Origin of the sequence: Legionella tunisiensis (assembly GCF_000308315.1) — a bacterium.
Lineage (GTDB): Bacteria > Pseudomonadota > Gammaproteobacteria > Legionellales > Legionellaceae > Tatlockia > Tatlockia tunisiensis.
Window position 1 is genome coordinate 1 of sequence record NZ_CALJ01000105.1, and the last position, 6,606, is coordinate 6,606.

A 6,606-nucleotide genomic window follows, 5' to 3' on the forward strand; every position below is an offset into this window, starting at 1 on the left:
TAACTTCGTATAATGTATGCTATACGAAGTTATTACGGAATTGCCCGTAGGCTTTTTAAGGAAATGTTGAGTTGGCTTAGTACCTGCTTTTCTACTGCTGAGATAAATTTGGCGCTTGTGCCGAAGACAGTAATCTTTTCATTCTCAATTAATTGAAACAGACGGCTGGCGTCTGGGTAGGTTGGGGCACCCTCATAAAGAGTCAGTGTCGCACCAAGTGCTAAAACCGACACCATCCAATTCCACATCATCCAACCACAGGTTGTGTAAAAACAGAGATTGTCCTCTTCCTTAATATCCGTGTGCAGGCCTAGTTCTTTGAGATGTTGTACTAAGGTTCCACCCGCACCATGAATGATGCATTTGGGTTTCCCTGTTGTTCCTGATGAAAAGAGAATATATAGCGGATGAGCGAAAGGTAGCGCTACAAACTCACAATCCTTCGCTGGTTTAACAAAATCATCCACGGTGACAGCTTTGCTAAGAGAGTCAAAATTAGCTTTTGTGTGAATAACAGGACAAATAACGATTTTAACCAGTGAAGGAATGGCCTTACTCACTTCTATTATCTTGCTGGTCGCTTCGTGTTTTTTACCTAGATATTGATGACCATCACAAGCAAACAAAACTTTGGGCTCTATTTGACCTAAACGATCTATAGCAGCCTGCGCACCAAAATCAGGGGAACAGGACGACCAGATAGCGCCGATTGAAGCAGTCGCTAACATGGCGATAATGGTATAAGGAACATTCGGCATGATGGCAGCAACGCGATCACCCTTAACGACGCCAACTTCCTTTAAACCAGCCGCACAGCGAGCAACTTCTTGATACAATTCTTTATAACTTAAACTCTGACGCTCTCCTTCTTCATTAACGCTGATCAGGGCAGGGTGTTCATCACGGCGAGTTAATAATTTTTCGGCAAAATTCAAAGTAGCCCCTTCAAACCAGCGAGCATCTAACATATGTTTATAAGCGTTTAATGTCTGTTTGGCTGGGCTATTAAAGATCAAGTTAAAATAATCGCATAGGGCACGCCAAAAAAGAGCTGGTTCCTGTATAGACCAGGCATGTAATTGTTCATAAGTAGTCAATCGTTGCTGCTGTTTTTCAGCAACAAATTGCATAAATTTCCACATTCTACTCAATTCAGGCTGCTTAGGTTGCCATACCACTGTATTCATTATTGACTTCCTTTTAACTAACTCCACTATGGCCCAATGATAGCTGGCATTACCGGGAGCGACAACTTATGTCAGCTATTTTTATTGGGAAGTAGGAACCCTATGAGCGTAGTGTAATACACAAGATATCCTTAATGTTAAGGTGGCATGATTCGATCGCTTGTTAATGGAAACGCGCAGACTCATTCCAAATTGGACTTCACCGTTGAAAAATTTTCTATGTATTTTTGAGATCTATTTATTAAGATAAAGATCTTTTAGATTAAAAATAAATCAATATAGGTAGGGTTTTTGAATCATGCAAGAGCGAGTAGAGGTAAAACAACGAAAATATCCACAGCAGTTAAAAGAAATAATCAGGTAATCTTCATGGAATGAATTTCTTTATTCTGTAAAGGAGGATTTCTCTGCAATACGTATAGATAGTATAGAGGCTGTGGAGAAAAATATAGAGTATATTGAAGCAGTTATTCAGCATGCTGGGTTTGCGAATCGCCTTCGAATTTCCATGCAAGAGGGAATTATTTATCTAAATCTTTCTGAACCAATGTTCTTTTTGACTAGGGATGACGGATTTAGTCATTGGTCACATATTTGGAATAACTATTTAAGACCTGCTGCTAACGCTTTAAGAGAAGAAGTCGGAAATAGGCAAGAAGGCTATCAGCCAGTCGTTTATTCCTCCCAGGCTCATGTTATTTCGGATGACAGGGTTCTTCTGCGGAAAGAACAACGAAAAGAGAATATTCTTCAGTTGCAACTAGTAGCTACATTCAAGAATCACAAAATTCTATTAAAGCGACTAGATCACATACAACCAAAATGCCTTTAGCCAAAAAACAGCGGCAAATAGTTCCTAAAAAACCCTTCAGCCTCATTTAAGAGGGCTTGTGATTCAGCTGAAAAACTAGGTGTAAGAAATGGCGAAAAATTTGCCGGCAAAGGAGGGCACTATAATAGCAGGAGACATACACCATCCTATGTATGGATGAAGCTTACAGCTGAGACTAAGACTGCTTTATCAGTAGGTTTATCGGAAAGCGAGCTGGAAGAAATTAGAATCATCTACCATCAGCATTATAAAGCTACTTTAATCAGTCAACAAAAAAGATCACTTGTAGCAATGGCAGAATTTTACGGTCAAACTCATGGCTATGTTGCAGCAAAAAGAGGCAAAATTTTTGATGAAAGTGAAACAGAAGAATCTGTCTGGGGCAAACTTAAGGATAAGAAAAAAGAAGAATTGCTGGGCAGTGCTGATGAGGAGGAAAGAGCTCAAATAAAAAGTGCTTTCTGTCAAAGTTTTCTTGCTGCTTTAAAAAACGTCAATTACTTGAGCCCATTAAGATAGTAAACGACCAGAATGTAGTGCGAGTAGAGAGGTTCTATCGAATAAATGATAACTTATTGGGAGCACAGCCAGATAGCTATGAGGTCGCACAGCCTGAGGTCCTATCTTTGCCTGCACAGCTTGCTATAGAGATAGGAAGGGAAAATGCATTACGTTGTGGATCGCAAGCGTTTGAGCAAGACATTTTGCAAAGTGAAAAAGGATTAACGGAATCATTTGCTGATTCTATCCAGGAAGATAGCGTTGAGTTGGCGCATGCTGAGGTCCTATCTTTGGCTGAACAGCTTGCCACGGAGATAGAAAGGGAAAATGCGTTGTGTTGTGAATCGCAAGAATTTGAGCAAGGAATTTTGGAAAGTGAAGAGGGACTAACGGAATCATTTGCTGATTCTATCCAGGAAGATAGCGTTGAGTTGGCGCATGCTGAGGTCCTATCTTTGGCTGAACAGCTTGCTATAGAGATAGAAAGGGAAAATGCATTACGTTGTGGATCACAAGCGTTTGTGCAAGACATTTTGCAAAGTGAAAAAGGATTAACGGAATCATTTGCTGATTCTACCCAGGAAGATATCGGTGAGCTAGCACATGCAGAAGGAGAATTATTGATTGAAGGGTTTATAGCAGATTTACCTGAAACTCAGTCAGTAGAAAGCTCCCAAGCACTACGTTTTTTCACCCCCTTTAGAAGTGAGATAGAAATAGAAAAATATTCGTATTCGTCAGAGATAAGTTCAGTGAAGTTTTAATAGAAACTGGTTATAGTGGTGATTTTCTGTATGGCCCAATGATAGCTAGTATTATTTTGAGCACAGTACTCACATAGTTTTTTTGCCGCTAAAGGTATCCCTGTAAAAATAGGTTCTGCGATGTCGTTCGGGAAGTCCTTCGGTAATCTGGAGGTAACTTTCCTTATAACGGCATCGCTGCTTTGCGCCTAAAATTCGTCCAGAAATCATCTCTTGCGTCTCGTTAAGTTAAGTTGACGGTGCCCATTCTAGCCCTGCTACACAATACAAATTTGAAAAGAGTCTAATATTAATGTATGCCCGTTATAATGAGGCATCAATCATGGGAAAAGGAAAATGGGAAAAATACCACAGCCGTTATAGTCCAGTAGATATTTCTAAAGCAAACACTGGTGATGCTAATCTTCAGTTGGATTGGTTTAGAGAATCCGGCCAAGGTAGAATGAAAATTAATGGAGTTCCGATTAAAGAATATGCTGATCAGTTCAATGGATTCAAGAGTGTAGAGGATATTGAATCTTTTTTACAAAATGTAATTTTAAAAGATATGCAACCTCTCGACAAAACTAAAAGCCAGCGAAATCGTTGAGTATTTAAAGAAGAGCTTCCACCAGGGCGGGTTTATGTACCCAGTATCAAGTCCACTCGCCGTTTCAATGAAGAAGATCTAGATCAGGAGATACCCTTCGCCACAGTAGGTAAAATGGATGTATCAATTAACATCGTTACCAATAAAACTGGGTTTAAAATTCAAGAGCTCACAACAGTAAAAGATCTGATTATAGGTAATCCGTTAGTTGCTGGAAAAATGAAGGTTGATTTAGAGAACCCACGACTTTTGCCACAAAAAGGTTTTGATTATGTCATTAAAGCTGCGGGCACAATTAATATGGATTTTTCGAATAGCGGCAAAGAGCCATCTATCACTGTTGAAAATAATATGATTAGCTTTGGCCATCCTGAACTTGCAAAAAGAATGGATAAGCGTAACTTCGGCCAAGTGATTGTGGATTTCTTCAGAAATATTTTAGGATTTAATCAAGTAAAAGATATTTCCCCAAAAACTGAACAGCTAAAAGAGAAACAAAGCGAAGAGGCTTTTGTGAATAACTCTGTTGAAGTTGAAGATGAGCCACCTCAGCCATCTATTGGAGGCTCTTAAATAGGGTCGGTCCTGACCTCGGTTAAGTCAGGTAACGAGCTTGTTGGGGTTCTTTGCAGGCAGGTACGAAAAACATAATGGGTGACCGCATAGATTTATTCAATGTTATTTTATTATTAATTTTCATGTGATAATTAACCACCAAGATAAATATACATATAGAATATGCCAGAGTCATCTACAGATGATCAAAATTTATCCTACCATAGGCTGGACTTAAAAAGCAGGATGCGAGAAAACATGTGGTAAAAATACAGGAAAGGCAAATGCGAACTGGGAAAATGTTAGATCCCGACGCGTATTTAATATCTAAATTAGTTGTTGAAGAAATCTCTCAAATCTAGGCTTATAAAAATCCTCTGGCGGGTAATACTTTATGGCAGGAGTTCTGGATGTGTTCTGATTCGAAATAAGGTTTGGTTCGGATATATCCAGCTCATCTTGGCCCCGACGAATATAGGAAATGGCGGGTATTAAATAGCCTAACCCTTTCACGCGAAGCGGTGGGATAGCTCATTCCTTTTGGCTTTTTAGGAGTAATTACCTACCAAAATTCAATCTTACCTGTTATACACCAGGTAAGATTGACGCTTGTAATTTAGTAAGATTTAGCTCTGAGAATAGGACGTGATCTTTTAATTATTTTTGAATGTGGTTGTTGCTGCGTGATGCAGTGGATGCCACCCCCACCCGCAAAAACATCGAGCGCATCAATTTGCGTAATATGATGAGCAGGAAATAATTGACAGAAAAGCTCATACGCTGCGTTGTCATGTTTGGCATGGCCAAAAGCAGGCATCACGATTCCCTGATTAGCTAGATAGAAATTAATGTAGGAAAGCGTTAGACGTTCATTATCCATATAAGTTGCGGGTGGTTGTTCTACAGTGAAAACCTCCAGACTCCTTCCTCTTGCATCGGTGGTTGATTTTAAGATTTCAAGGTTTTCATGCAGGGTTTGATAATTAGCATCGTTTTTATCATGAGTAATCAAGGCCAAGACTTTACCCGGTGCAATAAAACAGGCAATTTCATCAATGTGGCCATCCGTCTCATCACCTAGCAATCCTTTATTTAACCAAATAATTTTTTCTGCATTGAGATAATTGCATAGGTAGTCTTCTATCTCAGCCTGGGAGAGATGGGGATTACGGTTAGGATTTAACAGACATTCACGGCTAGTTAAAATGGTCCCTTCGCCATCAACATGGAAGGAACCACCTTCCATAACCAGAGGTGCTTTAAAATGACGAGCTGCTGTTTGTTTGATAACTGCCGCAGCAATTTGATTATCCAGAGCGCAATCCTCGTAATTACCGCCCCAGGCATTATGAATCCAGTCAACACCGGCTAACTCTTTTTGTGCATTGAGTAAAAAGTAGGGCCTGTATCACGAGTCCAGGAGTCATTGAGAGCCAAAGGAAGCAAGTGGATTTTCTCACCACATAATTTTTTGCCTGTTCCATATCAGCAGGATTAACTAGCATGGTAACAGGTTCATATTGTGCGATGGCTTTAGCAACACGCGCGTAAGCGATACCTGCACGTTCCAAGCCGATTGTAGCCCAACTTTCCAGATGACAAGGCCAGGCCATCCAGCAGCCTGTATGAGGATACCATTCGGGAGGCATATAAAAGCCAGCTTGTTTAGGTGTCGTCATTATTTATCCTTTTATTTTATTACTGTCGAGGTAAGTTTGTTGCGAAAAAATACTGCGTAATTCATTCAGATAAGTCTGAATTTTTTCATGAGGCAATTCACTGCTTATCAATTGTTTTTCATAGGAGAGCAGCAATTTTTAGTGTCAAAATGAGCAAAATTCAAGACATTGGTGACTGTATCACCGCTGACTAAATCATTGATCTCAAATTGCCCTTCACTAGTTAATTTCACATCCAGGGAATTAGTATCGCCAAATAAATTGTGCAGATTGCCAAGTATTTCTTGATAAGCGCCTACTAAAAAGAAAGCAATGGCATAAGGGTTATGCTCATTAAACGGGGGCAACATTAAGGTGGTATTGATGCAGGAACTACCCGTGTATTCCTTTAGAGTGCCGTCGGAATCACAGGTCAAATCTTGCAGAATACTGTGCATTGTTGGTTTTTCGGTAAGTTGCGAAATAGGGGCAACTGGGAAGATTTGTCCTATGGCCCAAG

General features: G+C 39.9%; 5 protein-coding genes and 3 pseudogenes. 5 read left to right on the forward strand and 3 right to left on the reverse strand.

Annotated features, from left to right (window positions below):
- Window positions 1-38 precede the first annotated feature (38 nt).
- A pseudogene (locus tag BN58_RS23155) lies at window positions 39-1,187 on the reverse strand (AMP-binding protein); the annotation flags it as partial.
- Between the two features lie 436 nt (window positions 1,188-1,623).
- Here BN58_RS23155 and BN58_RS07635 point away from each other — a divergent pair.
- The 5 genes from BN58_RS07635 to BN58_RS07655 all read left to right on the forward strand — a co-directional run bounded on the left by BN58_RS07635 (window position 1,624) and on the right by BN58_RS07655 (window position 4,446).
- Complete coding sequence (locus tag BN58_RS07635) at window positions 1,624-2,019, forward strand: hypothetical protein (protein ID WP_019216330.1); 396 nt, start codon at window positions 1,624-1,626, stop codon at window positions 2,017-2,019.
- 156 nt (window positions 2,020-2,175) lie between these two features.
- Window positions 2,176-2,538, forward strand: coding sequence for a hypothetical protein (locus BN58_RS07640; RefSeq protein WP_019216331.1), 363 nt, complete (start codon window positions 2,176-2,178; stop codon window positions 2,536-2,538).
- A gap of 56 nt (window positions 2,539-2,594) precedes the next feature.
- On the forward strand, window positions 2,595-3,284 hold the full coding sequence (locus BN58_RS07645; RefSeq protein WP_019216332.1) for a hypothetical protein: 690 nt from the start codon (window positions 2,595-2,597) through the stop codon (window positions 3,282-3,284).
- A 292-nt stretch (window positions 3,285-3,576) separates the two neighbouring features.
- Window positions 3,577-3,873, forward strand: a complete 297-nt coding sequence (locus BN58_RS07650; RefSeq protein ID WP_019216333.1) for a hypothetical protein — start codon at window positions 3,577-3,579, stop codon at window positions 3,871-3,873.
- Between the two features lie 114 nt (window positions 3,874-3,987).
- A complete protein-coding gene (locus tag BN58_RS07655; protein WP_019216334.1) occupies window positions 3,988-4,446 on the forward strand; it encodes a hypothetical protein in 459 nt (152 codons plus the stop codon).
- A gap of 598 nt (window positions 4,447-5,044) precedes the next feature.
- On the opposite strand, the pseudogene BN58_RS23160 reads toward BN58_RS07655, so the two are convergent.
- Together BN58_RS23160 and BN58_RS07665 are read right to left on the reverse strand one after the other, a co-directional pair.
- Window positions 5,045-6,107: pseudogene (locus BN58_RS23160) on the reverse strand (agmatine deiminase family protein).
- A 3-nt stretch (window positions 6,108-6,110) separates the two neighbouring features.
- Window positions 6,111-6,606: pseudogene (locus BN58_RS07665) on the reverse strand (biosynthetic arginine decarboxylase); the annotation flags it as partial.

Bases quoted from the DNA above. Each gene is read 5' to 3' on its own strand.
- BN58_RS07655 (WP_019216334.1), top strand. From the start codon at position 3,988: ATGGATGTATCAATTAACATCGTTACCAATAAAACTGGGTTTAAAATT.
- BN58_RS07650 (WP_019216333.1), top strand. From the start codon at position 3,577: ATGTATGCCCGTTATAATGAGGCATCAATCATGGGAAAAGGAAAATGG.
- BN58_RS07640 (WP_019216331.1), top strand. From the start codon at position 2,176: ATGAAGCTTACAGCTGAGACTAAGACTGCTTTATCAGTAGGTTTATCG.